Source organism: uncultured Rikenella sp. (assembly GCF_948810725.1).
In the GTDB taxonomy this organism is placed as follows: Bacteria; Bacteroidota; Bacteroidia; order Bacteroidales; family Rikenellaceae; genus Rikenella.
In genome coordinates, this window is record NZ_CAQIVA010000003.1 from 87,032 (window position 1) to 112,057 (window position 25,026).

A 25,026-nucleotide genomic window follows, 5' to 3' on the forward strand; every position below is an offset into this window, starting at 1 on the left:
CGGGCTTGCCCCTTTTCATATTCTTGCGGTTCGAAGAACCGCCCCTCAACAGCCGGCCAGCCCCTCCAGCGCACGCCGCAAAGCCATCACCGACTTCGCCTCCCGGACAGACAAAGATAACTTATTGCCCGACTGATTGAGCTTGAACCGCGCCGGAGAAGCCGCCACAGCCTGCAACAACGTCATGAAACGATCGCTCTTGTAAAACGCCGACCGCTCGTCCGCCACGAAATAGAGCGTCGCCCGCCCACCCTTGAGCACAATCCGTTCGATACCGTTCGCCTCCGCCACCCGCCGCAGCCGAACCACCTCGAAAAGCTCCTGCACCGGCGACGGAGGCTCGCCGAACCGGTCGGTCAGCCGCGCAATGAACTGCTGCAACGCCTCCTCTGTCCGGATACCGTCCAGCTCCCGATAGAGCCGAATCTTCTCCGCCGTCGTCCCGATGTAGCTGTCCGGCAGATGGGCCGACGAATCGGTCTCGATCACACAGTCGATCGCCGAAACATCCGGCTCCAATCCCTGCTCCTCACGCAACTCGGCCACCGCCTCCGCCATAATTTTCTGATACGTCTCGAACCCGATGTCCGCGATAAAACCGCTCTGTTCCGCCCCCAGAATATTACCCGCACCGCGAATATCCAAGTCCTGCATGGCGATATGAAAACCGCTCCCCAAGTCCGAAAACTCCTCCAGGGCCCGCAACCGCCGGTGCGCCTCGCCCGTCACCCGCTCCTCCGAGGGGATCAGCAGGTAGCAATACGCCTTGCGATTCGTCCGCCCCACCCGTCCCCGCAACTGGTGCAGGTCGGAGAGCCCGAACAGATGGGCATCGTTGATAATCATCGTATTGGCATTCGGAATGTCGATCCCCGACTCGATAATCGTCGTCGCCAGCAGGACATCGTATTCGCCGTAGATGAAGTCCATCATGATCTTTTCCAGCTCGGCCGCCGGCATCTGGCCGTGTCCCACCGCCACCCGCGTCCCCGGACAGAGCCGTTCGATGAGCTCCTTCATCCGCCCGAGACTCTGCACCCGGTTGTGGAGAAAAAAGACCTGTCCGCCGCGATGTAGCTCCGCCTCGATCGCCTCCCGGACGATCTCCTCGTCGAAGACGTCCACTTCGGTGGCCACCGGCTGCCGGTTCGGCGGCGGCGTATTAATAATCGACAGGTCGCGCGCCCCCATCAGCGAGAACTGCAACGTCCGCGGAATCGGCGTCGCCGTCAGGGTCAGCGTATCGACATTGGCCTTGATGTGCCGCAACTTCTCCTTATTCGCCACCCCGAACTTCTGCTCCTCGTCGATGATCAGCAGCCCGAGGTCTTTGAAGCGCACATTCTTGCCCAACAACCGATGGGTACCTATAATAATATCGATCTTGCCCTCCGCCAGGTCGTCGAGAATCTCGCGAGTCTGTTTCGTCGTCTTGACCCGGGAAAAATTTTCGACCCGCACCGGAAAGTCCTTCAGCCGCCGCGAAAAAGTACGATAATGCTGGAGGGACAAAACCGTAGTCGGCACCAGCACCGCCACCTGCTTCCCGTCGGTAGCCGCTTTGAAGGCCGCGCGAATCGCGATCTCGGTCTTCCCGAACCCCACGTCGCCGCAGACCAGCCGATCCATCGGCACCGCCTGCTCCATATCCTCCTTCACGGCCTGCGTAGCGCTCTGCTGGTCGGGCGTGTCCTCGTAGAGGAACGAAGCCTCCAACTCCTGTTGCAGAAAGCCGTCGGGCGAGTAGGCATATCCCCGGCTCGCCTTCCGCCGCGCATAGAGGGCGATCAGCTCCCGGGCAATGTCCTTGACCTTGCTTTTCGCGGTCTGTTTGAGCTTCTGCCAAGCCCCCGAACCAAGTTTGTGAATCTTCGGTTCCGGCGCGTCCTTATCCTTGTATTTGCTGATCCGGTGCAGGGAGTGGACATTGACGAAGAGGATGTCGTTATCGCGGTAGACCAGCTTGATAAACTCCTGCACCACACCGTTGGTCGTGCTCCGCACCAGCCCACCGAATTTCCCCACCCCGTGGTCGATGTGCACCACGTAGTCGCCCACCTGCAACGCATTGAGTTCGGCCACGGTCATGCTCTCGCGCCGGTCGATCTCATTGGGAACGGTGTAGCGGTGGTAACGGTCGAAAATCTGGTGGTCGGTGTAGAGGGCGAGGTGCAGAGCGGGCAAGACGAACCCTCCGTGCAAGGTGAGCGGCACATGGCCGTATCCCACATGTTCGAGCCCCACGGAGTCGAAGACGTTTTCGAGCCGCTCCATCTGGGCTCGGTTCTCGGTGAGGATATAGGTGGTTCTCCCCTCGTCGTTCCCTCGCCGAATATCGTCGGCGAGCAGTTCGAAGTTTTTGTTGAACTGGGGCTGGGGCGAAGCTCCGAAGTCGATATCGGCTCCCCCGGCCACCCGCTCGGGCGCATGGACATTCAGCGAAATCCACCGCCAGGCCTGGGTCTCGGCAACGAACTGTTTCCGGCTGGTCACCTGGCTGTCGATGGCGGAGGGCTCGTCGAGCTCGCCGAGGAGCTTCGTCCGAATCTGGTCGAGCCGGCCGAGAAAGTGGACGGGGTTGGTCATCCACAAGGTCACCTCTCCGGGGCCGATGTACTCCGGCAGCGAGACGCGTTTTTCAGCCAATTCCGGATTTTTGAGGTTGGGTACGATCTCGATCTCGTCGCGGGTTTCGGTCGACAGCTGGGTGCCGACGTTAAAGAGCCGGATCGATTCGATGTCGTCGCCGAAAAAGTCGATCCGGTAGGGTTTGTTGTCGCCGAACGAGAAGAGGTCGATGATCCCGCCGCGTCGGGCATACTGACCGGGCTCAGCGACGAAATCGACGTGCTCGAACCGATAATCGACGAGTTGTCGTTCGAGTTCGTCCATGCCGATCCGCTCTCCTTTCCGCACACGGAGGGTGTTTTCGGCGAGTTTCTGCCGGTCGGCGACTCGTTCGATGAGGGCTTCGGGATAGGTGCAGACGATGAGGGGTTTGCCGGATTCGCAGCTCCCGGCGAGGGCGGTCAGCACGGCAGTGCGCTGGACGATCCCGGCGGGGTCTTCGCGCCGGGTCTGGACGGAGCGTTTATAGGCGGTGGGATAAAAGAGTATCGCACCGGGAAAGTCTTCCCCGGCGATGTTGATAAGGTCGTTGCAGAGATAGGAGGCGTCGTCGCGGTCGTCGGCAACGAGCAGATGGATGCCGCCTTTCTGCCGGGCGATGCCGCGGACAACAAAGGCGAGCAACGACCCGGCCACCCCCCGAATCCGCAAGGTGCGCTCGCTCTCGTACCGTTCCCGAAACTCGACTTGCGAGGCACTCTCGTCGATCCGCTGCACTAACTGCTCTATGGTCATCTTTCGTGATGATTATCTTTTTGATTGTCCGTACTTGCCCTAGAGTGAACTGTTCTTTTTCTGAAGAGCCGAGCAGCGTTACTTGAGCAGAGACCGCTTGCGGGCTATGCCGAGTTAGCGCGAGGAAGCCTTCGGGCAAAAGGTACCCAAAAGACTTTTGCAGAGGTCGTCCCGGTGGGACGACCACGGGTTATCTCCGCCTCGTACGGCCAGCGCATCCCGCAGGGATGCGCTCTGAAGTTTTTCTGGTTCTTTTTGTTCACAACCGACGCTGCCAGTGAGAGCAATGCAAACAAAGTTTGCGAATTGCCGAGCGGCGAGGAGGAAAACGAGCGCAGTGAAGTTAAAAAGAACAGTACCCTCCGGGGCAAAAACCGAGAAATGAAAATTTATCGCGTCGCGTCCGTCATGCGTCCCGCTCGTTCGAGCAACTCCGACAGCCGATCCATGTCCGGCGTGAGGATGATCTCCGTCCGTCGGTTTTGGGCCCTCGCCTCCGGATCCGTTCCCCCCACCAGCGGCACATACTGGCTGCGTCCCGCCGCCGTGATCCGCTTCGGCGCAATCCCCCGGTTCCGCAGCAGGATGCGCACCACCGCCGTCGCCCGGTGGACACTCAAGTCCCAATTATCGATGATTTGATCCCCCTCTTTGGAGCGATACGGCAGATTATCCGTGTGCCCCTCCACCATGATCCGGATCGCCGGATTACGCGCCAGCACCTCGCCCACCTTCATCACCGCCCGTTCGCCCGCCGGCGACACCTCCGCCTTTCCCAGTTCGAACAGCAGCTTCTCGTCCACCGACACATAGATCATCCCCCCGCGTTCCGAGACCGTCAGCCCCTCGCTGTCGAAATCGCGCAGCGCCTCGCCCAACAGCGTCCTCACCTCCGTCAGGATCCTCGTCCGCTCCTTGAGCAGCGTCCGGAGCTCCGCATTCGTCAACCCCTCCGCATAGTGCGTCGAGTCCAGCGCCTGATATTGCGCCTCCAGCGCCGCCCGCTGCTCCCGCAACTGCTCGTTCTCCGCCCGGAGCGTCGCGCTCCCCGTCTCGCACCTCAACGCCCTTGTCTGCGTTTCGCGGTATTTCTTCATCGAGACGCACGACACCCCGCCCCACATAACCACCACCGCCCCGAGCATCGCCGCCCCGACTATTTTTCCTTTTTTCATAAGGCGAAGGTACAAATTTTCTATCTTTGTGATTATGCCCACAGCCGAAAAGAAGACGCAAGCCACCACCTACCTCGACCGGATCGACTCGCCGGCCGACCTGCGACGACTCGCCATCGACGAGCTGCCGGCCTACTGCGCCGAGCTGCGGGAGTTCATCATCCGCGAAGTATCGACCAATCCGGGGCACCTCGGCTCGAGCCTCGGAGCAGTGGAGCTGGCCGTGGCCATCCACTACGTCTACAACACCCCGAACGACAAACTCGTCTGGGACGTGGGACACCAGGCCTACGCCCACAAAATCATCACCGGGCGGAGGGATCGGTTCCACACCAATCGCAAGCTGGGCGGCATCAGCGGTTTTCCGAAGATGAGCGAGAGCCCGTTCGACGCTTTCGGAGCGGGACACTCCTCCATTTCGATTTCGGCCGCGCTGGGACTGCTGCGGGGCATGCAGACCGAGACGGGCGGGGGAGCGAAGTGCGTGGCCGTGATCGGCGACGGAGCGATGACCGGCGGCTTGGCTTTCGAAGGGCTCAACAACGCCGGAGCCGATCCGGCGAACGACCTGCTGGTCGTGCTCAACGACAACCGCATCTCGATCGACCCGAACGTCGGGGCACTGAAAGAGGCCTTGCTGGAGATCAGCACCTCGCGCCACTACAACTGGTTCAAGGATACGACCTGGCGCGCGCTGGATCGGACACCGCGGCTGCGGCGGATGATCCAGAAGATCGTCAATGGCGCCAAATCGTTCTTCCTACACCAGAGCAACCTCTTCGAATCGTTCAATTTCCGATATTTCGGACCGGTGGACGGGAACGACGTCGTGGCACTCGTGCGGGCGCTGCGCGACCTGCGGAGTCTGCCTGGGCCGAAGATCCTGCATACGCTGACGGTCAAGGGGAAAGGGTATGCGCCGGCCGAGCGGGATCAGACCGAGTGGCACGCACCCGGAAAGTTCGACCCGGAGACAGGCGAACGGTTTGCCGCCGCAAAAGCCGAATCCGGCATGCAAACGCTGAAATTCCAGGAGGTGTTCGGCCACACGCTGGTCGAGCTGGCGAAGACGGACGAGCGGATTGTGGGCATTACACCGGCAATGCCGACCGGCTGTTCAATGAACCTGCTGATGGAGCGGATGCCGGATCGGGCCTACGACGTGGGGATCGCGGAGGGACACGCCGTGACCTTTTCGGCGGGGCTGGCGGCGGCGGGACGAGTGCCGTTCTGCAACATCTACTCATCGTTCATGCAGCGGGCGGTGGACAACATCATCCACGACGCCGCTTTGCAGCGGCTGCCGGTGGTGCTCTGCCTGGATCGTGCCGGGCTGGTGGGGGAAGACGGAGCGACGCACCACGGGGCGTTCGACCTTTCTCTGCTGCGGGGGATTCCGGAGCTGACGATCGCGGCGCCGATCGATGCCATGGAGTTGCGGAACCTGATGTACACGGCGACGCTGGCGAACAATGGGATGTGGGTGATCCGCTATCCGCGGGGCGGGGCCTTTGCGGCGGGGGAAGTGCTCGGGGCACCCTTTTCGCGTATAGAAGTGGGGAAAGGACGTGTTTTGAACGAGCCTGAAAACGCGAATGTTGCGATACTTTCCATCGGCGCGATCGGGCTGGAGGCGGCTATGGCGGTGGAGGCTTTGGCCGGAGAGGGGATTGCGGTGGCACACTATGATTTACGGTTCGCCAAGCCGCTGGACGAGGAGTTGCTGCTGCGGATCGCGACGCGGGGTTATCGACGGGTGGTGACGGTCGAGGACGGGGTGATTGCGGGGGGCGTAGGCTCGGCGGTGTTGGAGTTTCTGTCCGACCGGAACCAGCTGGGCGGGGCCGTGCGGGAAGTGGTGCGGCTGGGGCTGCCGGATCGGTTCGTGGAACACGGAGCGGTGGGCGAGCTTCGGCGGGCGTGCGGCATCGATGCCGAATCCCTGGCGGAACGGATCAAGGGTTTTGCGGCGGCGGATTAGTATCGTTAGTATCCTCAACAAAAAAAGGCTTCGGAATTTTTTCCGAAGCCTTTTTTCGTCCCCTCGCAAACCCGAACGAGCCATTCGCAAACCGCCCGCAGCCCGCAGCAGAGACCGATTCTATCTTCGCAACAGAGGCTCCGCACCGCGAGCCCCTGATTCACCCACCCAGGCCGTCCGACCGGCATTCCCTGCCCCGATTGCTCCACCCTGATCCCCGCCGACCTGAATCGCTGCTCGATCCTGGTCGGGATTTCGTCTGTCCGTGCTGCGGCTGCCGGCTCGTCCTGATGCGCGAAGCCTCGGCCCAAGCCCTCGGCGAGTTGGAAAAGGTCGCCGAAACGCAACGGAACGTCGCGAATAAAAGTCGTGTCAACCTTTAACCCTTTATTTGTCGAATTCCGATGAGATCCGCTATTTTGCGCCTGTTCCTCCTGGCCCTCCCCCTCCTCCCGAGCGCCGGCCACACCCCCCTGACGCGCCGAACCCTCCCCTCCTCTCCGGCCGTCGCGGTAGAGACCCTGCGACAAACGCTCCGCGCAGCCGACACCCTGTCGAGACCGGTCGTTCTTCCGGCTTCGTTCGACGAGGCGATCGACCTGATCCAGAACCTCCGCCCGCAGGAGATAACGCTCGATGGCGCGAATCGGCTCCGTTTCCGGTACTCCGACAAATGGTTTCTGCACGCAGACGAGGGCCCGGGAAGCGAACAGTCATACATCCTGTACGAACGCTCCGCCGACGGACGACTCGCCCCGGTCGTCCGCTTCACGGGCCGGAAACGGCGCAACGATTAACTATAAAAAGGTATGAAGTATTTTACGGTAGAGGAGTTGTGCCGTTCGGCGACGGCGGCAGCCCAGAGAATCGACAACCGACCGCCGAACGAGGCGGCCGGTCGACTGCAAATCCTGATCGAGGAGCTGCTCGACCCGATCCGAGCCGCGTGGGGAGCTCCCGTGACGATCAATAGCGGTTACCGGTCGCCGGAGCTGAACGCAGCGGTGGGCGGTGTCGCGACGTCGCAACACATGCGGGGCGAGGCAGCCGACCTGAGCGTGGGCGCTCCGGCAGCCAACGAACGGTTTTTCCGCCGCATCGAAGAGCTGCAACGGGCCGGAACGATCGAATTCGACCAGCTGATCGACGAAGCCCGCTACCGTTGGGTACATATCTCCTACCGCCGCGGGGCGAACCGGAGACAGGTGTTACATCTGTAAACCGCCCTCAGCCCATAGCAAAACGAGAGGCTCGACCATTCAGTCGAGCCTCTCGTTTTATACGTTCCGCACCTCAAAGCGGCATGTCGTCCGCCGAGATATAGCCGTGCATCAAGGCATAGAGGGTCAGTCCCGAAACCGTTTTGATGCCGAGTTTGGCGGTAATATTTTTGCGGTGGGTCAGGACGGTATTGAGGCTGATGTGCAACCGGTCGGCAATCTCTTTGTTGATCGCTCCGCTGACCACCAGACGCAGCACCTCGACCTCGCGTCCGGAGAGGTCGGTCGAAGATTTCTCGTCCTCCGACCGGTCGTCTCGCCAGAGTCGCCCGATCTGCTCCACCACCTCCTCCAGCGTGCCGCGGGGCGATACGACATACGGCGCCTCGCAGCCGCCACCGCCGCTCTCCTGCGGCGCGAGAATCACGCAGCGCGCCCGATGGGTCAGAAAAAAATCGACTTCGGTCGCGAACGCCGCACTGTCTGTAAAATAGAGGTCGAAGGCTCTCTCCTCGCGCAAAGCGTCGTTCACGGCGGCGAAACATTCGACCTCCACCGGGGCGAAATAGCGTTCCAGCAGGGCCGCCAGCCCTGCGCGTTGCAGCAGGTCGGACAAGACAACGGCTACGCGCGGCATAAGGCATCGATCAAAGGGGTGAGTATGCGGTCGCGGATGCGGTTGTGCTGGCGGATGTCGCGTTCGATGCTCCCGATGGCAAAGATGACGGCATAGGCCAGATTGTCATCGTATTCGCCGCTCAGGTGGCGTACCATGATGCTGCGCAGGTCGCGCAGCAGCCCGACGGTCGGATCCTCCTCTTCGTCCGCAGCGGTCTGAGGCGCCGGGCACGGCCTCGGCACACTCCCCTGCGGCACCGTCCCTGCGCTCAAAGCGGCACAATACGGGAACCAGACATCGGCATCGTAGTCGATGGCGGCGATCAAACTCTCCTTGAATCGCTCGAAGAACCGACCGAGCAAAGCGAGCTGGCCGTTTTCGCCGCCGCCGGCGATCAGCCGGGCGAGGTGCCGCTCGATGTTGGGCAGCTGGTAGTGCAGATAATAGGCGTTGGTTTTGCTCAGGTAATCGACGATTCGGCTGACGTGAAACGATTTGAGACGCTGTTCGGGAAAATACTCGTTGAACAGGTAGGTATTCATGAGCAGAAGCATGAATTCCGGATCGAGCCGATGTTCGTCGCACACGGCGGCGAGGGTCCGATCGCCCAACCCGAGCCGAATGCCGAACCGGTTCACGAGGGGGATCAGACTGGGATGCTGCTCCAGTGCCGAACTCAACGGGGTGTCGCTTGTCAATAGTGCCATGTCGTAAAGATAACGATTTTTCCCCTGACGCTTTTTGGTACAGGACGGAACTGCCACTTTTTGGAAAAAGCGGCATCAAAACCGACGCAGCAGCCGAGTTGCCATCAAGTTTACTTGAATGGCCGAGGCGCAAGGAGGAAACCTTAAGGTAAACTTTTATGAAGAAAAGGTACGGTTCTATCCGGCTCAAAGAACGACAGGCAGAAATATCGTTATCTTTACGAGATGAAACAGAGTATAGCCTTGTCGTTGGTCGAAGGCATCGGGAGCCGCCACATGCGGAAGTTGCTCGACACCTTCGGGAGCGCCGCCGCCGTTATGGAAGCCGACATCGAGCAGCTGATGAGCGCCGGTCTGCCCCTGCGTCTGGCCCAGCGCGTCGCCTCTCACGCCAGCGAAGCCCGTGCCCGGAGCGTGCTCGACCTCTGCGAACGCACCGGCGTCCGCGTACTGACCAACGAAATGGACGCCTTTCCCCGCGCCTTCGCCGAATGTCCCGACGCCCCCTGCGTGCTGTACGTGCGCGGCGACATCGACTTCAACAGCGGCCACTGGCTATCCGTCGTCGGCACCCGGAACGCCACACCCGGCGGCATCGCCGCCACGGAACGCGTCGTTCGCGACCTCTCCCTGCGGAGCTCCGACACCGTCATCGTCAGCGGTCTGGCCTTCGGCATCGACAAAGCCGCCCACGTCGCCGCCCTGAAATACCGGCTCCGCACCGTCGCCATTATGGCCGGCTGGGTAGACGACATCGTACCCCGGAGCCACTACTACCTCGCCCGCCAGATCCTCGAATCCGGCGGCGCCATCGTCTCCGACATGCCGCCCGGCACCGTCATCGACCGCAGCAACTTCCTCAGCCGCAACCGGCTCATCGCCGGGCTGAGCGCCGCCACCATCGTCGTCGAATCGGCCGCCCGCGGCGGTTCGTTAGTCACCGCCGACATCGCATCCAGCTACCACAAAGAACTTTTCGCCCTTCCCGGCCCCATCGACGCACCGGCCAGCGAAGGGACGAACATGCTCATCCGGTCGAACAAAGCCATCCTGTACCAGAGCGCCGAAGACGTGTGGGACACCCTGAACTGGTCGGCCGAACCGCCACGGGCAACCACCGAAGCCCCCTCCCTTTCCGCACTCACCGAGCGGCAGCGGGTGGCCTACGAAGCCTTTCCCGAACGACAGCGGTTAGATGCCGAGACCCTGGCCGACCTGTGGCAGGTACCCCTGTGGGAGGCATCGAGCCTCGTGGGCCAGCTCCGCGCCAAAGGCCTCGTAGCCGTCGACCCCTATAAATGCTACTACAAAATCTGACCGCCATGAAAAACCTCCTCGTCACCGGAGCCACCGGACTGGTGGGCAGTCACCTGATCGCCGAACTGCTGCGCCGCAACCGGTCGGTCGACCCAGCGGAACGCTGCGAAATTACAGCCGTCGCGCATTCCGAAACCTCGTGGAACCGCCTCGAATGGCTCCTCCGGCACGAAAAACTCGACAGAGAGCCATACCGGAAATCAGTCGCCGCGCTGGAATATATCGACGACTGTCGGCAAACCCTGGCCGATTGCCGCCCCGACACGATCTTCCACTGCGCGGCCCAAGTCGCCGTAGGCTCGGCCCACAACGGCGAACAATTAGTGAGCCGAAACGTCGAAATCACCCACAACCTCGCCACCACCGCCCTCGAAATGCCATCGCCCCCCCCCCGTCCGCTGTTCGTCCACGTCAGCTCCATCGCCGCGCTGGGACACGCCCCCGGGCCCTCGGGCCGGATCGACGAGAGGGCGATTATGGAGAACCTCGCCGGCGCATCGCCCTACGCCCGGAGCAAATTCCTCTCCGAGAACGAAGTCTGGCGCGCCGCGACACACGGACTGCCCGTCGTGATCGTCAATCCGGCCGTCATCGTCGGCCTCCAGGCCCCGGAAACCTGCTTTTGGCTGAACGGTCTTTTTCGGGCAGCCCGCAAAGGGGCCAACCGGTTCTGGCTCGACGGCGAAACCGCTTTCGTCGCCGCCACCGACGTGGCACGCGCCATGATTTTGCTGGCCGAAAATCCCGAATCCTGGGGAAAACGATACATCCTGTCAGCCGAAAATCTCTCGTTCCGGCGTTTTTTAGGAGCCATCGCCCAGGCCGTCGGGCGCTCCGAACCCACCCTTCGCGTGCCCCGCTGGCTGCTGAAAACGAGCGTTCCGCTCTTTCCCTCCATGGGCGCCGTCATCGCCCCCCACACCCCTGTCGACGGCTCCGCCATCCTGAACGCCGTTCCGTTCCGCTACACCGAACTGTCGGAACTCTGGCCCCAAATCGCCCTCGCGACCGAAAAAATTTGATAATTCGAATTTTAATACCGAAATTTGCACTCTGTTTTATTCATTCAACCGACCTGAAAAGCAATGAAAGTTTGTCAAATCACCGGGAAAGGGGCGCAGGGCGGACACAACGTGTCGCACTCGAACAAGAAGACCAAGCGCACGTTCAGCCCGAATCTGAAGAGCAAACGATTCTTCCTCGAAGAGGAAAATCGTTGGGTGACGCTGAAAATTTCGGCGGCTGCTATGCGTACCATCAACAAGAACGGCTTGAGCAAAGCGCTGAAAAACGCTGCTGCGCTGCCGAAGATTTACTAACCGTTAGTCCGAGAGATCGAAAAAAATGGCTAAAAAAGGAAACCGCGTACAGGTGATCCTGGAGTGCACCGAGCACAAGGAGAGCGGGATGCCGGGTATGTCCCGTTACATCACCACCAAGAATAAGAAAAATACGCCGGATCGGATGGAACGCAAGAAATACAATCCGATTCTGAAACGCGTGACCGTTCACCGCGAAATTAAATAATCGTCATGGCAAAGAAAGTAGTCGCTACGCTCAAAACCGCCGCAAACGGCAAGAACGTAACCAAATGCATCAAAATGGTGAAGTCGGAAAAGACCGGAGCTTATACGTTCAAAACCGAGATCGTTCCGAACGAAGAGGTGAAAGATTTCTTCGCAAAGAAGTAGTCCAGATATTTTCTCCTCCTTTTCCGCATTTTTGCATCTCCTTATCTCGATCGTCGAGGAGAGAGAATGCGATGTAAAGAAAAGAAACCATTTACGAGACGTCGTTTACGCCGTCAGAGGGGTTTAGAACGGCGTAAAGCGGTGCCGGTTCCGAAATTTGAATTTCGGAACCGGCACCGCTTTTTTAGATCATCTGCGTCCAATGTCTTTCACCGATATGCGGCCCACTCCCGCACCCCGCCCCGGGCTACCGCGATTTCGGACGGGCTGGCTGGGAAGGTATAACTGGCGGAGTATGCAACAATGGTTTCAGTTGGGCGTCCGGGATCAATAACCCTAACGGCCTGCATCTAAGTTTTCACGCACAGTATCTAAACCCGAATTACTCCGACAGCCGCGGCCACGGTTTTCAGTTGCGGTGCCTCTCGGAATAAACGGGGCTGAGGGCTTTCGCCGGAACCGATTGGGGACTTAGAACCCGGGCTTGGGCCCACTTTTCTATTTTGATTTTGCGGATCACTGAATTGTGCGACATCCCCCGGGCTACCGCGGCTGCGGCGAGGGCGGATTGTGGTACGTCGGCAGCCACGGATACAGTTGGGCGTGTACGCCGGTGACGGGCGACATCACGGTGCGGTATTTGGCTTCGGAACCGAGGATGTTCAATCCCAGCTACGCGAGCCACCGCGCCTACGGTCTTCAGTTGCGTTGCCTCTCGGAATAAACGCCGCGGGCACGCGGTGGGCAAAAAACTGGGTCTACCCTAAAAATAAGGGCAGCCGCTACCCTAACTTAAATTGAAATCGAGGCGGCCCGCCCCGGGCTTCCGCAGCGGCGAAGGCATAACGACAAACATCGGCAACTACGGACTCATCTGGTCTGCCTCCACCAAAAGCATCAGCGGTTTGTATCTGTACTCCACCGCCACAGGCCTTGGTCTCAGCCATACCAGTGGACGAACCAACGGTCTTCAGTTGCGCTGCCTCTCGGAATAAACGGGCCGGAGAGCTTTTGACAGAACCGATTGGGGACTTAGAACCCGGGCTTGGGCCCGGCTTTCCTATTCAGATTTTGCAGATCACTGAACCGCGCGCACGCCTCGGGCTACCGCAACCGGAACGATGGATTATTCCGTGCCGTTGGCAATGACGGATACAACTGGACATCTGGCTATATCAGACACATTGGTCGGAGTTTAAACTTCAGTGTATCATGGCTTCCTTCCAACGGAACGAACGATCGCGGCCACAGTCTTCAGTTGCGTTGCCTCTCGGAATAAACGGGGGTGCCGCTCGCGGGGGGCAAGGGGCTGGAGTTACTCTAACTGGGTCGACTTTGGCGGACGGAGCCAGCGGGGGCCGAACGAGGATCACGAGTTGCGGCCCTACGCCGGGGGTGGCTCCGGCCCGCGCGGCTCTGTGAGCCGCAACTACACGGCCTCATTCGTCGCCCCATTCTGTTGGTTTCGACCTGTCGTCCATCCCCCCCGAGCGGCTTCGCCGCTGGGCAACAAGGCCGGCGACCCTAAAGGGTCGAAAAAACTCATCCCAAACCACCGCCCAATCCACACCCAAATCTCTCGGCTTGGGCGAACAGGACGGCACCCCTAAAGGGTCGCAAGAGCACCGACCAAAAGTTTAACCCAACTCTCCGCCCATTCGTCCTCGGCGCGCCTCCCCCGCGCCGCTATGGCGTCGCTGCGCCCGAGGACGGCGATTCTACGAATCGCGCTATTCGCTCTCGGACTAAAGCACAGCCAACAAGTTCAGCCCAAAGTTCGCCCCAATTCTCCGCCCTGCGTCCGCCTTACTGCGGCTCCGCTGTCGCTCCGGCCGCATTTCTTCGTCGCCCGCGGCAATTCTTGCCGGATTGGCCGAGTGCCAATCCGGCAGAATATACCCTCTTAGGCGGGCGGGCGACGGAGTTTTCGGCAGAGTCGATTTGTTCGCGCGCCTTGCGCGATTCATTCTCTTTCGGCTCACCGCCGAAAGAGTTGAATCGCTTCTTTAGGCGGGGCGCGCGGTTTAGTTTGAGGGTACTGCGCTCGGGCCGCGCGGGCCCCACGTCCCGTGGACGGGAAATGCTTGCGCATTTCAACTACCAGCCTCGGCCCAACTCTTCGTTCGCGCGCTAAACGACAGAATCGCCCCGAATAAAACAGTCGGTCGCCTTGAAGCAATCTTCAAGGCGACCGACAAACATCAGGAGACCGGAAATCAGAACCCGCCGAAATAAGGCTCGCACAACGCCACGATCTCCTCCTGACCATGCTGCCCTGCAATCAGATAGAGACTATACAGCGTCCGCAACCGATCCAACGCCTCCTCTTCGACCAACGCCTTCTTTGCCCCCCGGAATCTGTCGTAATAATCCACATACTCCGTCAGAATCGCCGCCGACTGTCTCGCCAGCGCATTCCCCTTGTCATACGCCCCCGCCTTGTAGTACGCCTCGACCAGATAAGGCACCATATCGTCCATCCGCAACTGCTCCAGCGGCATCTCGCGCATCGCCCGATCCAACACCTCGACCGCCCGGATCGTATCGCCCTGCTCCGTCAGCGCGTTGGCCAACCGGGCAAACGACGAACGCAGTTGCGACGCCGCAAAAGTGTTCGTAACGAACGCATCCACATAGACCCGCGGATCACCGATATTGCCGTACCGATAACGATTCATCAGGTTGTCGTACAGCGTCTCCGTATCGATCCGTCCGATGCCGAACGACCGTTCGATCGGGGACTTGATCGGCACCAGCCGGTAAGCCATCCCATCCTGCTGGAGATAAGACCAGGCCTGCCCCTGTCCGCCGCCGTAATGCACCAACCCCCACTTCAAGAGATCGGCCGGCGAAGTGAAATAGATCGGCCGCGTCCAGTCGTTCGAAGCCAGCAAATCGAGAAAGACCATCTCGCCCGCCGACAACACCGACTTGTTCGGATTGATCTCCAGATAGATCGTATCCTCGATCAGATGCGCATCTTCCGGCCGAACGACCCCGCTCCGAAGCACATTCTCCTTGTTGACCGGAATCGCAATACGCCGCGCCGGCACGATGTCCATCATCGTCCCGTCCCGATCGACCACCACCCGCGTCCGCGGATCGTTGCTGTTCACCACCGTCATCACCTCCTGCGCCGTCCACGGCGTGCCGTCCGGCTTGTCCACCTCGCGGATCAGGAACTGCCCCACCGCGTCGCCATAGTATTTCTCCCGCGGCAGCGAGTGCGGAATCGCTTCCGAATCGTTGGCTTTCATCCGCATCTGGTCGATATACCAGTCGCCGCCAATGTACGACGAGTTCATCACCCGCACATCCGGCCGCACATTTTCCACCTCCTGATTGTACCACAACGGGAAGGTATCGTTATCCCCGTAGTCGATAATAATCCCGTTGGGCAGCACGCTCGTCAGGTAGTTATACCCCATATCGCGCGCCACGTACCGATGGCTCCGGTCGTGGTCGTCCCAGTTCTGCACCGCCAGTACGGTCGGCACCGACGCGCAAATCACGAACGCCACGGCAGCCGCCAGCCGCCCGTCGGTCTTGAATGCCTTGCGGCGCAACAGATCGTAGACCCACAGCAAGCCCAGCCCGATCCAGATCGCAAAGGCATAGAACGACCCCGCATAAGCATAGTCCCGCTCTCTGGGTTGCAACGGCGTCTGGTTCAGGTAGAGGATAATGGCCAGCCCGGTCATGAAGAAGAGCAGGAAAACCACCAGGAAGTTCCGCCCGTCGCGTTTGAGCTGATAGAAGAAGCCGATCAGCCCGAGGATAAACGGCAGGAAGTAGTAGGTGTTCCGCCCCCGGTTGGCCGCCACCTCCGACGGCAGATTGTCCTGCGGCCCGAGATAGAGCTCGTCGAGGGGCCGAATACCGCTCATCCAGTTCCCGTCGATGATCGAGTGGTTCTGGATATCGCTCTGCCGCCCCACGAAGTTCCAGAGGAAGTACCGCCAGTACATGTTATTGAGCTGATAGGCGAAGAAGAATTTGAGGTTCTCGCCGAAGGTCGGCACGGTCACCATCTTCCCCTCCTCCGTCCGGACTTTCCGTCCCTTGACATCCGCCCATCGTTTGTACTCCTGCACATGGCTCGCCTCGGCGCTGTACATGCGCGGGAAGAGCATCTTGGTCTTCCCGTCGTACTCGAACCCGACCACCGTAGACATCGGTCGGTACTTGCCCTCTTCGTCTACGAAATAGGAGTCGCTGTATTTCGACGCCACCGCCGGCGAGGCGTAGCTCTCGCCGTAAATGAGCGGCCGACTGCCGTATTGCTCCCGGTTGAGGAACGAAAGCAGCGCATAGGGATTGCTCGGGTTGTTGCTGTTCATCGGCGGGTTGATACCGGCGCGGATCAGCACGATGCCGTAGGTCGAGATGCCGACGATCACCATGGCCGTGGAGAGCAGAATGGTATTCCACCCGACCTGTCCGCGCTGCTGGGTCCGCCACACGCCCCAGCCGAGGCCGCACAACAACAGCACCACGAATGTCACGAGTCCGCTGTTGACTCCCAGTCCGAATCCGTTCACGAAGATCCGGTCGACGAACGCCCCGATCGACACCACCGTAGGGGTGAGGATATAGAATGCGCCGGTCAGCAAGACTGAAATGGCGCCCGGTTTCCAGAGTTCGGCTTTCGGCCGTCCGGGGAATTTCTTGAAGTAGTAGATAAAGACGAGTGCCGGGATGGCCAGCAGGTTCAAGATATGCGCCCCCACGGAGAGCCCCATCAGATAAGCGATGAGCACCAGCCAGCGGTTGCTCCCCGGCCGATCGGCAACGTTCTCCCACTTGAGAATGGCCCAGAAAACAACGGCTGTAAAGAGCGACGACAAGGCGTACACCTCGGCCTCGACGGCCGAGAACCAGAAGGTGTCGGTCCAGGTATAGGCCAACGATCCGATCGCTGCGGCACCGATCACGGCCCAGCTCTGTCCGTCGGTAAGTTCGTTCTCCTCTTTGCGGTACATGCGCCGCCCGAGATGCGCGATGCTCCAGAAGAGGAAGGCGATGGTCAGGCCGCTCTCCAAGGCCGAAAGGGCATTAATCGCCCCGGCCACCAAGGTCGGATCACCGGCAAAGATCGCTCCCAACCGGTTGATAAGAAAGAAGAAGGGGGTTCCCGGCGGGTGTCCCACTTCGAGTTTATAACTGGTGGCGATGAATTCGCTGCAATCCCACAAGCTGGCGGTGGGCTCCATGGTCAGCAGATAGGTGAGGCTGGCGATCGCGAAAACGATCCAGCCGCCCCACAGGCTGCGTTTACCAAAACTGCTCATTGACTCTCTCTTTTTCAAATGGGTGATTGGTATGCTATTTGCGGTGGCTAAGTTAATCTTTTTTTACCGATTCACTGACAGACGATTTCATTGACTATATATATTTTCATTGAGCAGGAGGGTACTGTTCTCTTTGTGAACAAAGAGAACCAGAAAACCGACGCTGCAACCGAGCGCCATCAAACTTGTTTGAATGGCCGAGGTGCAAGGAGGAACCGAGTAGCGTTCCGAGAGCAGAGACCGTTTACGGGCTATGCCGAGATAGCACGAGGAAGCCGAAGGCAACGCGTAGCCAAACTTTAGACGGAGCTGACGCATCCTAAAGCTGCCGGCGGCCCAAATCTCGGTTTGTTCGTTGGGCTGGGGTTTTCCGGTGCGGGCGCATTAGGGTAATACTCGCATTATATGCGCCCCGCCGAGAAAACCCAGCCCGACAGATTCACGAAGACTGAGGACTGCGGAGCCTAAGGAGTAGCGTAGCTATCACGAAAGTTCTTTGGGTACCTTTCTTTCAAGAAAGGTACGGTTCTATCCGGGGCAAAGAATAGAAATGGCAAGAAATGATTATCTTCGAAACGTAAACAAAAAAAATGATTTTATGAAAACATGGATTTTTACGGCGCTACTGGTTATGGCCAGCGCCGCAACCGCACACGCCCTCGTTCCGCAGCAGCAGGACAAAGAAGCCGCTAAAACAACCGCGGCCAAATCCACTTTCGCCGACTTCGAAGGTCAGGACAGCGCCGGTCGAACCGTGAAACTGTCGGACTACGTCGGACGCGGGAAATACGTTCTCGTGGACTTCTGGGCCTCGTGGTGCGGGCCGTGCCGCAAGGAAACGCCCGTGATCGCGCAAGCCTATAAAAAATACAAGGACAAAGGGCTGGAAGTCTTGGGAATTTTCGTGGCGGACAAGCCCGAGAACCTGGGCAAAGCCGTGAAAGAGTTGAACATCACCTGGCCGCAGATGATCGACACGAACAATGCCGCCGGGAAGCTTTATGGAGTGCGGGGTATTCCCCACATCGTACTGTTCGGGCCGGACGGGAAGATCGTGGCCCGCGGCCTGCGCGGAGAGGCCATCGACCGGACGCTGTCCGAATACCTGAAATAGCCCCACCGGACGGAAACAAGACGGAACCGGGTTCCTGAATCGGCCTTCGCGGCCGATTCAGGAACCCGTCTGTTTTCAGTCCTGTCAAAAGATTTCGGAGAGAATCCGCAATGAATTGACGTTATAGATCGCGTCCGTATGGTAACCGTAGAGGTCGATCAGCCGTTCCAGCAGCGCCACCCGCTGTTCGCGCGCCAGCCCGACCGCTCCGAGCTCCTCCGGTCGACACGCGTTGAGGGTGTGGAACAGCGCCGCCTCGGTCGGAGGCATCACCAGCGTGTGGGCCGGCGGATCCGCCGTATAGAGCCCGTTCCGGTAGTCCAGCGAGTAGCCCGGGGCATAGGTGTCCCGCGGCGCATACCCCATGTATTCGGTCAGCCGCACAAGGAACCAGAGGTGGAAATTGGCCACCCCCTCCTCCATGTCGTCCAGCTCGGTGATCGCCTCCTCGACAAAACGATAGAGCCCCGGATCGGGCTCGTCGTCCTGAATCAGCCGGTAGAGCAGTTCGGAGAGAAACAGCGCGATCGAGCTCTTGACGATGTCGAACGGCATCTGGCTCAGCGCCACCCCCAGCTGGGGCTGTTCGATGTTGTGCATCTCGCTGCGCCCCGCCCACGCGTCGAAATCGAGGATAAAGAGCGGCTGGAAGAATCCCCGCGTTCCGTTCTGCGCCGAGAGTTTGGCCACGTAGCTCCGTCGGCCGTAAGCGGCCGTAAAGATGCGGACGATCAGCTTGCGGTCGCCGTACTTCATGGCGTGGAGCACGATGCCGCGCGCCTTGTAACGGCCGCGCGGCACGTTCGCTTTCTGTCCCTTGCGCGGCAGCGGCGGAGCCGGCACGTTGGGCGGAAATGCGCGGGGAGTCTCTTCGGCCATCGGTTTTCGTTTCAGTCAAAAGGGTTTCGATCCGGGGCGGAAACGGCTATCGCCGATCCTCTTCGATGCGCGACAAGAGGTACTGCCCGTAAGGATTCTTGGCCATCGGCTCGGCAATCTCCCGCAGCCGTTCCGCCGTGATCCACCCGTTCCGATAGGCGATCCCCTCCAAACAAGCCACTTTGAGCCCCTGCCGTTTTTCGATCACCTCGATAAAGGTCGACGCCTCGCTCAGCGAGTCGTGCGTCCCGGTGTCGAGCCAGGCGAATCCCCTGCCGAAAAGCTGCACCTTCAACTCGCTGTCCCGCAGGAACCGTTCATTGACGGTGGTAATCTCCAACTCGCCCCGGGCCGACGGTTTAATCCGCTTCGCCACGTCCACCACCCGGTTGGGATAGAAGTAGAGCCCCACCACGGCATAATTGGACTTCGGGTTTTTCGGTTTCTCCTCCAGCGTCTCGGCATTGCCCTCGGCGTCGAACGAGACCACGCCGTACCGCTCGGGATCGCTCACCCGATAGCCGAAAACCGTAGCCTTCGGCGCGGTCGGATCTTCGGCGGCCGCCACCGCTTCGTGCAGCATCTCCGAGAAGCGCTGCCCGAAGAAGATATTGTCGCCCAACACCAGACAAACGGCGTCCGAACCGATAAATTGTTCACCGATGATGAAAGCCTGCGCCAGCCCGTCCGGCGAGGGCTGTTCGGCATATTCGAACCGCACGCCGTAGTCCGACCCGTCGCCCAGCAACCTGCGGAACCCCGGCAGGTCGTGCGGGGTCGAGATAATCAGAATCTCCCGAATCCCGGCGAGCATCAGCACCGAGATCGGATAGTAGATCATCGGTTTATCATAGATGGGGAGCATCTGTTTGCTGACCCCTTTGGTGATCGGGTAGAGGCGTGTGCCGGAGCCTCCGGCCAGTACGATACCTTTCATTCGCGTCGAAGGGTTTTGATTGTTCGTACAAAGGTACGGTTTATTTCGATGGGTTGCGCGCCCGACCCGATCCGCCCTATCGGTCTCCGCGGCCACGCCCCTCGTACCAGTCGATAAAGGCGCGGTTCACCAGTCTGTTTCCCCCCGGCGTGGGATAATCGCCCGAGAAATACCAGTCTCCCGCGTGGTTCGGGCAGGCCCGGTGGAGGTTTTCGATCGTCTGGTAGACCACCTCCACGGGCGACGGGCAGCCGGGCGGCGTAATCATCCGGGCGATCCGGTCGGCGATCTCCCGATCCGTGAACGGCTCGTAGATCCGTTTGACGTGGTTCACGATCCGTTCCTTCGGCAACCCCTCCTGCGCCCGACAGGCGGCGTAGACCTCGTCGATCCGCCCGGCCAGGCCGCGCTCGTGCAGCAGCTCGACGGCTGCGTTGAAGGCGATGAACTCGCCCATGCTCGACATGTCGATCCCGTAACAGTCCGGATAGCGTATCTGGGGCGAGCTGGAGACGATGACGATCTTCCGGGGCCGTTGCCGGCTCAGGATGTGAACGATGCTGCGCCGCAGGGTGGTGCCGCGGACGATGCTGTCGTCGATCGCCACCACCGTATCCACGCCGGCCCGAATCGTTCCGTAGGTCGTGTCGTAGACATGCGCCGCGAGGTCGTCGCGGCTGGCGTCCTCGGCGATGAACGTGCGGAGTTTGATATCCTTCAGGGCCAGCTTCTCGCGCCGCACGCGCATCGCCATGATGTCGGTGATTTCGGCCTCGGTCAGCGTCGCCCGCGCAGCCAGCAGAGCATGGCATTTCTGTCGGTTGAACGCCTCTTCGAGCCCCTCGACCATCCCCATATAGGCCACCTCGGCGGTGTTCGGGATGAACGAGAAGACGGTGTGGGCGAAATCGGACTCGACGCGCTCCAGCACCTCGGGCACCAGCAGCCGTCCCAACGCTTTGCGTTCGCGGTAGATGTCACGGTCGCTGCCCCGCGAAAAATAGATGCGTTCGAAGGAGCAGGGGGTCGGTCGCTCCGCCGGCCGGATGCGGGCCATGCGCCGTTCGCCGGATTTGGTGACGATCAACGCCTCGCCGGGCTCCAGCTCGGCGACCTGCTCGGTCTCGATGTCGAACGCGGTTTGCAGCACGGGCCGTTCGGAAGCCACCGCGACCACCTCGTCCGAAAGGTAGTAGAAAGCAGGGCGAATCCCGTGCGGGTCGCGCAAAACGAACATATCGCCGCTGCCGGTCAGACCGCCGATCACATATCCGCCGTCCCACAGCTCGGAGGCCTCGCCGAGAATCCGTTCGAAGTCGATGCGAGCCTCGATCGCCTCGTTCAAAGCGGCCCCGGAGAGCCCCATCTCCTTGCAGCGCCGATACTGCCGGTCTGCCTCGCTGTCGAGCAGGTAGCCGAGCTGTTCGAGCATGATGAAGGTATCGGCATTGTGGCGGGGATGCTGGCCGCGGGCGACGATATGGTCGAAGACCTCGTCCACGTTGGTCAGGTTGAAGTTACCGGCCAGCGCGAGGTTGCGGCACCGCCAGTTGTTCCGCCGCAGAAAGGGGTGGGTGTACGAGATGCCGGATCGTCCGGTGGTGCTGTATCGCAAGTGCCCCATGCAGACCTCGCCGAGGAAGGGTTCGAGTTCGGGGTGGGCCTCCCGGTCGCGCCGGACGGCGTCGAAGAGCTCCTGAATGGCCCCAGCCCCGACGGCGCGTTCGCGGAAAACATACTCTTCACCGGGCTCGGCATGGAGCTTGACGGAGGCGATCCCGGCCCCCTCCTGCCCGCGGTTGCGCTGCTTCTCCATCAGCAGGTAGAGTTTGTTCAGCCCCCACCACCGGGTGCCGTAGCGTTGTTCGTAATGGTCGAGGGGTTTCAAGAGCCGCACCATCGCCAGGCCGCATTCGTGTTTGATTCTGTCGCTCATTTCGTCTGTTTTTTATGCCGGATCGGTTCGTTTTTCGTTTTCGACCGCCCCCGGAATACGACAAGAGGACATAGCGCAGCAATGCAACTATGTCCTCTTGGGTCGAGATTCGTCGTATGTTCGCGTTCCGAAGCCTGTTGCAGCTCCGGAACAAGGTATCGCCCCTCCGATTCGATGTTGTTGATGTCGTCGGCCCGGCGCATAGCGACGAGGGAGGCACCGAAAAAGGCAGCGCCCCGCAAAACGGACGGTATAACGGTCGTTCGAATCATGACGGCGAGGACAAAGGTAGTTTTTTTCCGCTCCGGTCGCTCCGATCCGCAGGAATTTTCTTCGCCCCGGGGCCGGCGGATTTCCCCGTTCTCCGCGCCGGACAGGCAACAGTACGGCACAAAATGTTATCTTTGCAGTATCGTATCGTTATCTTCTTCAATCGAGAATCATGACTCAAGGAACGACTGCTCCGGAAACAAACAACAATAAAGAGATCGACCTGCTGGATCTGCTCCGTCGGGTGTGGGACGCGCGGCGACGTATCGTGAAATATGCCTTGATCGGCGGGGCGGCAGGGCTCATCATCGGGTTCAGCATTCCGAAGAGCTATGTCACCACCATCAAACTGGCTCCGGAGAGCAAAAACGGCTCCCAGTCGGGAGGCGGGATGGCCGGTTTGGCGGCTATGGCGGGGATCAACCTGAGCCAGGGGGCGGGGAATGACGGGATTACGGCGGCTATTTTCCCGGAAATCGTTCGGAGCACGCCGTTTCTGTTGGAGTTCGCCGAAATTCCGGTCACGCTCTCGGCACCGAAGGGCGAGACGGGGGTGCAGATGTCGCTGTTCGATTATGTGACGGAGCATCAAAAACGGGCGTGGTGGAAGTACATCACGGCTTTCCCGGGGCAGGCGATCGGCTGGGTGACTTCGATCGGACGGGACAAGGCGGAAGAGGAGGCATTACCGGCTTTGGATTCGGTCGATTTGTTCTTTTTGCCGACGCCTTACCGCTCTTTCGTGGGGGCTTTGAACAAAATGTTGCAGGTCGAGGAGGACAAGAAGTCGTCGATGCTGGAGGTAAAGGTGACGATGCAGGATCCGCTGGTGGCGGCGGTGGTGGCGGACTCGTTGGTGATGAAGCTCCAACGATACATGACGGCTTACCGGACACAAAAGACGCGCAACGATCTGGAACAGAATATCCGTCAGAATGCGGAGGCAAAGTTACGATACTACGAAGCGGAGGACCGGCTGGTGGCGGCGGTGGATCAGAACCGGACGATCAGTTCGGAGGCGCTCCGGACGCGGATCGAGCGGCTGCGCAACGAGCGGGAGATTGCGTATAATGTTTACAATCAGACGGCGTCGCAGGTGGAGGTGACGAAGATCAAGTTGCAGGAGGAGACGCCGATTGCAACGGTGGTCGAGCCGGCTATCGTTTCGGATCGTCCGGCGGCTCCGAACAAAATGTTGTTCCTGGTGGGTTTCGCTTTTCTGGGTGCATTTATCGCAACCGGGATTGTGGTCGGAAAGTCGTTGCTGGTCTCGGCTTCGGAGGCAGGCACAGATACGGATTTGAACTCTGCAGAGCTTCAGGCATAAACAGGCAATTTTCACTGCGGGTATCAAAGCGGGGTTCATCATCCTTACTGTATATAGAATAGCGCGATTCCTCACGGAATCGCGCTAATTGTTTTCGGTCTATCTGGTGGATCGGGCGTTAGTTGCGACCGTCCGGAGGGCATGAGCGGGCCCGCGTGACCCAAAGAGCCGCAAGAGCTCAACTCACCGCCCCGGGCTACCGCGGGAATGGCACCAACGATCGATTGGGGACGCTGGTCGTGGTGGGGAGCGATGGATACAGTTGGGCTTCCACTGCTATCGATTATCGCAGTATGTATTTACATTTTCATGTAATGGGACTGGTTCCTGGAAGTACAACAAGCCGTGCCTATGGTCTTCAGTTGCGGTGCCTCTCGGAATAAACGAGGACGCACGGCGTCTTTTAATGGCAGCCTCTGCCCTAATCCCAAAACAGGCAGCCTCTACCCTACTTTTTTTAACCTTGGTAGGCCGGACGCCCGGGAGGAACGGCAACTCTCGACGCGCGAGCGGCGTGTTGCGGGCCGCCCGTGGGCAGGCGTCCGGCCCGCGCGACCCAAAAGGGTTGCAAAAGCACAGCCCATTCGTCCTCGGCGCGCCCCCCTCGCGCCGCTAATGCGTCGCTCTCGCCGAGGACGGTGATTCCTCACGGAATCGCGCTATTCGCTCTTGGTTAAAGCGGGTCGCCGCCAGCAGAAACGCAACCGAGCTTGTAAAAATGCAATTGTCTTAGCGGGTTAAGCCTGCGGGGTTTAGGGTAGAGGCTGGCAGCAAAAGACGCTGTGCGTCCCTCCGCGACCGGAGGCTTCGGCCCGCGCGACTCTGCGAGTCGCAGGAGCAGTGCCTCGTTCACCGCCCAGTCTGTCGAGTCCGGCCTTGTCGCTCTTGGCCCAAAGCACCGCCCCAATTCTCCGCCCCGTGTCAGCCTCACTGCGGCTCCGCTTTCGCTCCGCCGCATTTGCCGTCGCCCGCTGGGATTTCATCTCGATTTTGCTCACCGCAAAACGAGTGAAATCCCTCTTTACGCGGGCGGGCGACGGTGTTTTTGCGCGGGGACAAGTTTGTTCGCGCGCCAGGGGGAATCTTGTCAAAATATGCCAACACATTTTGACGATTTCCCTCCTAAGGCAAGGCGCGCGGCTGTCCTAAGGGAGGGTACTGCGCTCGGGCCGCGCGGGCCCCACGTCCCGTGGACGGGA

At 60.1% G+C, this 25,026-nt stretch carries 22 protein-coding genes; 13 read left to right on the forward strand and 9 right to left on the reverse strand.

The window, feature by feature from the left end; translation table 11 throughout:
* Window positions 1-45: 45 nt before the first annotated feature.
* Together mfd and Q9S52_RS02865 are read right to left on the reverse strand one after the other, a co-directional pair.
* A complete protein-coding gene (gene mfd, locus Q9S52_RS02860) occupies window positions 46-3,363 on the reverse strand; it encodes a transcription-repair coupling factor (RefSeq protein ID WP_304708101.1) in 3,318 nt (1,105 codons plus the stop codon).
* Between the two features lie 389 nt (window positions 3,364-3,752).
* Window positions 3,753-4,538 (reverse strand): OmpA family protein, encoded by a 786-nt coding sequence (locus Q9S52_RS02865; protein ID WP_304708102.1) that lies wholly within the window; start codon window positions 4,536-4,538, stop codon window positions 3,753-3,755.
* Between the two features lie 34 nt (window positions 4,539-4,572).
* Between Q9S52_RS02865 and dxs the strand changes: the two genes are divergently transcribed.
* The 3 genes from dxs to Q9S52_RS02880 all read left to right on the forward strand — a co-directional run bounded on the left by dxs (window position 4,573) and on the right by Q9S52_RS02880 (window position 7,739).
* The gene (gene dxs, locus Q9S52_RS02870) at window positions 4,573-6,519 is read left to right on the forward strand and encodes a 1-deoxy-D-xylulose-5-phosphate synthase (RefSeq protein WP_304708113.1); all 1,947 of its coding nucleotides are present in this window, start codon (window positions 4,573-4,575) and stop codon (window positions 6,517-6,519) included.
* 404 nt (window positions 6,520-6,923) lie between these two features.
* Entirely contained in the window at window positions 6,924-7,316 is a 393-nt protein-coding gene (locus Q9S52_RS02875; protein WP_304708103.1) for a hypothetical protein, read from the forward strand.
* Between the two features lie 12 nt (window positions 7,317-7,328).
* On the forward strand, window positions 7,329-7,739 hold the full coding sequence (locus tag Q9S52_RS02880; RefSeq protein WP_304708104.1) for a D-Ala-D-Ala carboxypeptidase family metallohydrolase: 411 nt from the start codon (window positions 7,329-7,331) through the stop codon (window positions 7,737-7,739).
* 73 nt (window positions 7,740-7,812) lie between these two features.
* Here Q9S52_RS02880 and Q9S52_RS02885 read toward each other — a convergent pair whose 3' ends face one another.
* Window positions 7,813-8,376, reverse strand: a complete 564-nt coding sequence (locus Q9S52_RS02885) for a response regulator transcription factor (RefSeq protein ID WP_304708105.1) — start codon at window positions 8,374-8,376, stop codon at window positions 7,813-7,815.
* Window positions 8,364-9,065: a helix-turn-helix transcriptional regulator gene (locus Q9S52_RS02890; RefSeq protein ID WP_304708106.1), complete on the reverse strand. Its 702-nt coding sequence runs from the start codon at window positions 9,063-9,065 to the stop codon at window positions 8,364-8,366. The genes Q9S52_RS02885 and Q9S52_RS02890 overlap by 13 nt, the downstream gene beginning before the upstream one ends.
* Window positions 9,066-9,290: 225 nt before the next feature.
* Between Q9S52_RS02890 and dprA the strand changes: the two genes are divergently transcribed.
* From dprA to Q9S52_RS02925, 7 genes are all read left to right on the forward strand, one after another.
* A complete protein-coding gene (gene dprA / locus Q9S52_RS02895) occupies window positions 9,291-10,382 on the forward strand; it encodes a DNA-processing protein DprA (protein ID WP_304708107.1) in 1,092 nt (363 codons plus the stop codon).
* A gap of 5 nt (window positions 10,383-10,387) precedes the next feature.
* A complete protein-coding gene (locus Q9S52_RS02900) occupies window positions 10,388-11,404 on the forward strand; it encodes an NAD-dependent epimerase/dehydratase family protein (RefSeq protein ID WP_304708108.1) in 1,017 nt (338 codons plus the stop codon).
* A gap of 63 nt (window positions 11,405-11,467) precedes the next feature.
* Entirely contained in the window at window positions 11,468-11,701 is a 234-nt protein-coding gene (rpmB, locus tag Q9S52_RS02905) for a 50S ribosomal protein L28 (protein WP_294591952.1), read from the forward strand.
* A gap of 25 nt (window positions 11,702-11,726) precedes the next feature.
* Entirely contained in the window at window positions 11,727-11,909 is a 183-nt protein-coding gene (gene rpmG, locus Q9S52_RS02910; protein ID WP_294591950.1) for a 50S ribosomal protein L33, read from the forward strand.
* A gap of 5 nt (window positions 11,910-11,914) precedes the next feature.
* Window positions 11,915-12,073 (forward strand): DUF4295 domain-containing protein, encoded by a 159-nt coding sequence (locus Q9S52_RS02915; RefSeq protein WP_083377613.1) that lies wholly within the window; start codon window positions 11,915-11,917, stop codon window positions 12,071-12,073.
* 526 nt (window positions 12,074-12,599) lie between these two features.
* The gene (locus Q9S52_RS02920; RefSeq protein WP_304708109.1) at window positions 12,600-12,797 is read left to right on the forward strand and encodes a hypothetical protein; all 198 of its coding nucleotides are present in this window, start codon (window positions 12,600-12,602) and stop codon (window positions 12,795-12,797) included.
* Window positions 12,798-12,870: 73 nt separating this feature from the next.
* Complete coding sequence (locus tag Q9S52_RS02925) at window positions 12,871-13,068, forward strand: hypothetical protein (protein WP_297830897.1); 198 nt, start codon at window positions 12,871-12,873, stop codon at window positions 13,066-13,068.
* Between the two features lie 1,221 nt (window positions 13,069-14,289).
* On the opposite strand, the gene Q9S52_RS02930 is transcribed toward Q9S52_RS02925, so the two are convergent.
* Window positions 14,290-17,364 (reverse strand): protein O-mannosyl-transferase family, encoded by a 3,075-nt coding sequence (locus Q9S52_RS02930; RefSeq protein ID WP_304708110.1) that lies wholly within the window; start codon window positions 17,362-17,364, stop codon window positions 14,290-14,292.
* 598 nt (window positions 17,365-17,962) lie between these two features.
* On the opposite strand from Q9S52_RS02930, the gene Q9S52_RS02935 reads away from it, so the two are divergent.
* Window positions 17,963-18,478: a peroxiredoxin family protein gene (locus tag Q9S52_RS02935; RefSeq protein ID WP_370648983.1), complete on the forward strand. Its 516-nt coding sequence runs from the start codon at window positions 17,963-17,965 to the stop codon at window positions 18,476-18,478.
* 84 nt (window positions 18,479-18,562) lie between these two features.
* On the opposite strand, the gene recO is transcribed toward Q9S52_RS02935, so the two are convergent.
* From recO to Q9S52_RS02955, 4 genes are all read right to left on the reverse strand, one after another.
* On the reverse strand, window positions 18,563-19,357 hold the full coding sequence (recO, locus tag Q9S52_RS02940; protein ID WP_300828549.1) for a DNA repair protein RecO: 795 nt from the start codon (window positions 19,355-19,357) through the stop codon (window positions 18,563-18,565).
* Window positions 19,358-19,403: 46 nt separating this feature from the next.
* Window positions 19,404-20,294, reverse strand: a complete 891-nt coding sequence (gene rfbA, locus Q9S52_RS02945; protein ID WP_297623539.1) for a glucose-1-phosphate thymidylyltransferase RfbA — start codon at window positions 20,292-20,294, stop codon at window positions 19,404-19,406.
* A 76-nt stretch (window positions 20,295-20,370) separates the two neighbouring features.
* On the reverse strand, window positions 20,371-22,230 hold the full coding sequence (locus tag Q9S52_RS02950; protein WP_304708111.1) for an amidophosphoribosyltransferase: 1,860 nt from the start codon (window positions 22,228-22,230) through the stop codon (window positions 20,371-20,373).
* The gene (locus Q9S52_RS02955) at window positions 22,227-22,502 is read right to left on the reverse strand and encodes a hypothetical protein (RefSeq protein WP_304708112.1); all 276 of its coding nucleotides are present in this window, start codon (window positions 22,500-22,502) and stop codon (window positions 22,227-22,229) included. The genes Q9S52_RS02950 and Q9S52_RS02955 overlap by 4 nt, the downstream gene beginning before the upstream one ends.
* A gap of 170 nt (window positions 22,503-22,672) precedes the next feature.
* Between Q9S52_RS02955 and Q9S52_RS02960 the strand changes: the two genes are divergently transcribed.
* Together Q9S52_RS02960 and Q9S52_RS02965 are read left to right on the forward strand one after the other, a co-directional pair.
* Complete coding sequence (locus tag Q9S52_RS02960; RefSeq protein WP_294592214.1) at window positions 22,673-23,827, forward strand: Wzz/FepE/Etk N-terminal domain-containing protein; 1,155 nt, start codon at window positions 22,673-22,675, stop codon at window positions 23,825-23,827.
* A gap of 155 nt (window positions 23,828-23,982) precedes the next feature.
* Window positions 23,983-24,210 (forward strand): hypothetical protein, encoded by a 228-nt coding sequence (locus tag Q9S52_RS02965; protein ID WP_297831567.1) that lies wholly within the window; start codon window positions 23,983-23,985, stop codon window positions 24,208-24,210.
* Window positions 24,211-25,026: the final 816 nt, after the last annotated feature.